This is a genomic window from Lactobacillus sp. N54.MGS-719 (assembly GCF_000980505.1).
GTDB classification, from domain to species: Bacteria; Bacillota; Bacilli; order Lactobacillales; family Lactobacillaceae; genus Lactobacillus; species Lactobacillus amylovorus.
This window is the reverse complement of sequence record NZ_LARO01000067.1, coordinates 1-3,859: the sequence shown is the minus strand read 5'-3', so window position 1 is coordinate 3,859 and position 3,859 is coordinate 1. Positions and strand designations below refer to the sequence as shown.

Annotated in this window: 4 protein-coding genes, 1 tRNA gene and 1 pseudogene; all 6 read left to right on the top strand. The window is 40.1% G+C overall.

The window, feature by feature from the left end; all coding sequences use genetic code 11:
* Nucleotide 1: 1 nt before the first annotated feature.
* Nucleotides 2-59 (top strand) — tRNA-Asn (locus tag WS44_RS08595).
* Between the two features lie 343 nt (nt 60-402).
* Complete coding sequence (locus WS44_RS08590; RefSeq protein WP_013641559.1) at nt 403-1,413, top strand: mannose/fructose/sorbose PTS transporter subunit IIA; 1,011 nt, start codon at nt 403-405, stop codon at nt 1,411-1,413.
* 18 nt (nt 1,414-1,431) lie between these two features.
* Nucleotides 1,432-2,244, top strand: coding sequence for a PTS mannose/fructose/sorbose transporter subunit IIC (locus tag WS44_RS08585; protein WP_013437277.1), 813 nt, complete (start codon nt 1,432-1,434; stop codon nt 2,242-2,244).
* Between the two features lie 28 nt (nt 2,245-2,272).
* The gene (locus WS44_RS08580) at nt 2,273-3,193 is read left to right on the top strand and encodes a PTS system mannose/fructose/sorbose family transporter subunit IID (protein ID WP_046434034.1); all 921 of its coding nucleotides are present in this window, start codon (nt 2,273-2,275) and stop codon (nt 3,191-3,193) included.
* 3 nt (nt 3,194-3,196) lie between these two features.
* Nucleotides 3,197-3,565: a DUF956 family protein gene (locus tag WS44_RS08575; RefSeq protein ID WP_013437279.1), complete on the top strand. Its 369-nt coding sequence runs from the start codon at nt 3,197-3,199 to the stop codon at nt 3,563-3,565.
* 81 nt (nt 3,566-3,646) lie between these two features.
* Nucleotides 3,647-3,859 (top strand): annotated as a pseudogene (locus WS44_RS08570) (IS3 family transposase); the annotation flags it as partial.

Genomic DNA, 3,859 nt, shown 5'->3' with positions numbered 1-3,859 from the left:
TAGCTCAGTTGGTAGAGCGCTTGACTGTTAATCAAGATGTCGTCAGTTCGAGTCTGACAGCCGGAGCACGGAAGAAGGAGGCCGCCGGGCCTCTTTTTTTATGCTCTCATTTTGATCTTTAAACTTTTTTAGTATATATTTCATAACATGAATATGTTAGATAATAAACAAGCAATCATTTTAATAGGTAAAAATGATGAAAAAATAACCGTTTAGATGGCCTCTAAACGGTCTTTTTTTCATTAGACCAATTTAGAAGAAAGCCTGGGATACAAAGGTTTTACTGAAGTGTGAAACAAACTATCAACTTATGAAATTATTTTCAAAAAAACACTTTGTTAAAGGCTTAATTTATCGTATAATAAAAGCGGATTCATTTTTTGATCTAGAGGAGGAAATTACATGGTAGGAATTGTTTTAGCCAGCCATGGTGGCTTCGCTGATGGTATTGCACAATCTGCGCAAATGCTTTTCGGCGAACAAAATAATTTTGCTCATGTTATCTTAAAGCCTAATGAAGGCCCAGATGACATTCGTGGCAAGATGGAAAAAGCAATTGCTTCATTCGATAGCCAAGATGAAGTTTTGTTCTTGGTCGACCTATGGGGCGGTACTCCATTTAACCAAGCTAACGGACTTGTTGAAAAGCATGACAAGTGGGCAATTGTTGCTGGTATGAATTTACCAATGGTTGTTCAAGCATTAACTGAACGTATGATGGATGCTAATGCTACTGCACGTCAAATCGCTACAAAGGTAGTTGAACCTGCTAAGGATGGTATCAAGACTAAGCCATCTGACTTAATGCCAAAGACCGCTGCTCCTGCAGCAGCCGCTGACAAGGGTTCAGCTAAGGGCGGTAAGAAGTCAATTCCAGAAGGTACTGTAATTGGTGACGGTCACATTAAGTACGTTTTGGCAAGAATCGACTCACGTTTACTTCACGGTCAGGTTGCTACTGGTTGGATTCCAGCAATGAAGCCAGATCGAGTAATTGTTGTTTCAGACAGTGTTGCTAAGGATGACTTGCGTAAGAGTATGATTCGTGAAGCTGCACCTGCAGGTGTTAAAGCTCACACTGTTCCACTTAAGAAGATGGAAGAAATCGCAAAGGATCCAAGATTTGGTAACACACATGCACTTCTTTTGTTTGAAAATCCAGAAGATGTTTTGAGAGCTATCAAGGGCGGTATTAATCTTAAGGATATCAACGTTGGTTCAATGTCATACAAGGAAGGCGACGTTAACGCCAACAACGTATTGTCAATGAACCAAGAAGACGTTGATACTTTCCGTGAACTTGAAAAGATGGGCGTTAAGTTTGATGTTAGAAAGGTTCCTTCAGATGCTCCAGGTAACATGGATTCTATCTTGAAGAAGGCTCAAACCTTACTTGACGAACAAAAGAAATAATTAATTAGGAGTAAATAAATGAACGCTATACAAATGATTTTGGTAGTGGTTGTTGCCTTTCTTGCAGGTATGGAAGGTATCTTGGATGAATGGCAATTCCACCAACCATTAGTTGCATGTACTTTGATCGGTTTAGTTACCGGTCACCTGGACTTAGGTGTTATTTTGGGTGGTCAATTACAAATGATCGCCTTAGGTTGGGCAAACATTGGTGCCGCTGTTGCACCAGATGCCGCTTTGGCTTCAGTAGCTTCAGCTATTATCTTGGTTGAAGGTGGTCAAGGTACTGCTGGTATCGGTACTGCTACTGGTATCGCTATTCCTTTGGCTGTTGCTGGTTTGTTCTTAACTATGATCGTACGTACTATCTCAACTGCTATCGTTCACATCATGGACGCACAAGCTAAGAAGGGTAACTGGCGTATGATCAACGTATGGCAATGGATTGCTGTATGTTTGCAAGGTTTGAGAATCGCTATCCCAGCCGCATTGCTTTTGGCTATCCCAGCAAGCACTGTTAGAGGTTGGCTTGCAATGATGCCTCAATGGTTATCAGATGGTATGACCATCGGTGGTGGTATGGTTGTTGCTGTAGGTTACGCTATGGTTATCAACATGATGGCAAGTAGAGAAGTATGGCCATTCTTCGCAATTGGTTTCGCTTTAGCTGCTATCAAGGACTTAACTTTGATCGCCCTTGGTGCTATCGGTCTTTCAATGGCTTTGATGTACTTAGCTCTTGAAGCTAAGGGTGGCAACGGCTCAGGTTCAAACAACTCTGGCGATGCCGGTACCGGCGATCCACTCGGCGATATCATTGATGATTATTAAAATGAACGCATAGAGGAGGATTTAAATAATGGCTGATAAGAAAATTAAATTAACCAAACGTGACCGTTTTAACGTTATGTGGCACTCACAATTCCTTCAAGGTTCATGGAACTACGAAAGAATGCAGAACGGTGGTTACGCATACTCAATGATTCCTGCATTGAAAAAGTTATACCCAGACAAGAAAGATTTGTCTGCTGCTTTACAAAGACACTTGGTATTCTTTAACACTCACCCATACTTAGCTTCACCTGTACTTGGTGTTACCTTGGCTTTGGAAGAAGATAAAGCTAACGGTGCTCCTGTTACTGACGACGCTATCCAAGGTGTTAAGGTGGGTATGATGGGACCTTTGGCCGGTGTTGGTGACCCTGTATTCTGGTACACTGTTCGTCCAATTGTTGGTGCCTTAGGTGCATCAATGGCCATTTCAGGTAACATCATGGGACCTATCTTGTTCTTCGTTATCTGGAACGTAATCAGACTTGCCTTCTTATGGTACACACAAGAATTTGGTTACAACGCTGGTTCAGCTATCACTAATGACATGTCAGGTGGTATGCTTCAAAAAGTTACCCGTGGTGCTTCAATGATGGGTATGTTCGTTTTGGGTGCCTTGATTGAACGTTGGGTAAACATCAAATTTACTCCCATCGTTTCACAAACCCCTATCCAAAAGGGTGGTTACATCGAATGGGACAAGCTTCCATCAGGTGCTAAAGGTATTCAAGAAGCTCTTATGCAATGGAACATGGGTAATGGTAAAGCTTTGACCAATACCAAGGTTACTACTTTGCAAAACAACTTGGATTCATTGATCCCAGGTTTAGCTGGTCTTCTTTTGACATTCTTCTGTATGTGGTTGTTGAAGAAGAAGGTTTCACCAATCTGGATTATCATCGGTATCTTCGTTGTCGGTGTTCTCTTCCACGTATGGGGCATTCTTTAATAAATGGCTAAATCAATTAACACAAGAGTCGATCTGACCGTTGATGGTACCTGGTTTAGAGGTATTGCATCTTATGGAAAAATTATGATCGGCGATAAAGCTTTTGAATTTTATAACGAGAGAAATGTTGAAGACTATGTTCAAATTCCATGGAAAGAAGTAACTTATGTAGTTGCGGACGTTCATTTCAATGGACGTTATATTCCACGTTTTGAAATTAGAACTAAATCTAATGGTAAGTTTATCTTTGCTGCGCGTGATCCTAAGAAGGTATTGCGTGCAATCAGAAAATACGTACCAGCTGACCATATGCGTAAAGCATTAGGCCTATGGCAGCAGTTAAAACAACGTTTCACTCGTAAGAAAAAATAAAAGTTAAATAAAAAAGACTCAAGATCATTTTGATCTTGTAGTGACCCTCGAAATTCGGACATGAATCTCGAGGGTTTTACTATGTCTAAACTAACTAAAAAGGATAAAATTCATATTTTTGAAGAATGGACTTTAGAAAATAAACGTGGAACGTACTTAAGTAAGAAATATGGTATCAGAAGAGAAAAGGTAAATTATCTAATAAATTTAATTAAAATTCATGGCTTATCAGTACTTGATAAATCTTATACGCATTACTCAAAAGAGTATAAAGAACATGCCATAAAAAGAGTG

Excerpts from the sequence above, each read along its gene's own strand:
- WS44_RS08590 (WP_013641559.1), top strand. The coding sequence starts at position 403 with ATGGTAGGAATTGTTTTAGCCAGCCATGGTGGCTTCGCTGATGGTATT.
- WS44_RS08585 (WP_013437277.1), top strand. The coding sequence starts at position 1,432 with ATGAACGCTATACAAATGATTTTGGTAGTGGTTGTTGCCTTTCTTGCA.
- WS44_RS08580 (WP_046434034.1), top strand. The coding sequence starts at position 2,273 with ATGGCTGATAAGAAAATTAAATTAACCAAACGTGACCGTTTTAACGTT.
- WS44_RS08575 (WP_013437279.1), top strand. The coding sequence starts at position 3,197 with ATGGCTAAATCAATTAACACAAGAGTCGATCTGACCGTTGATGGTACC.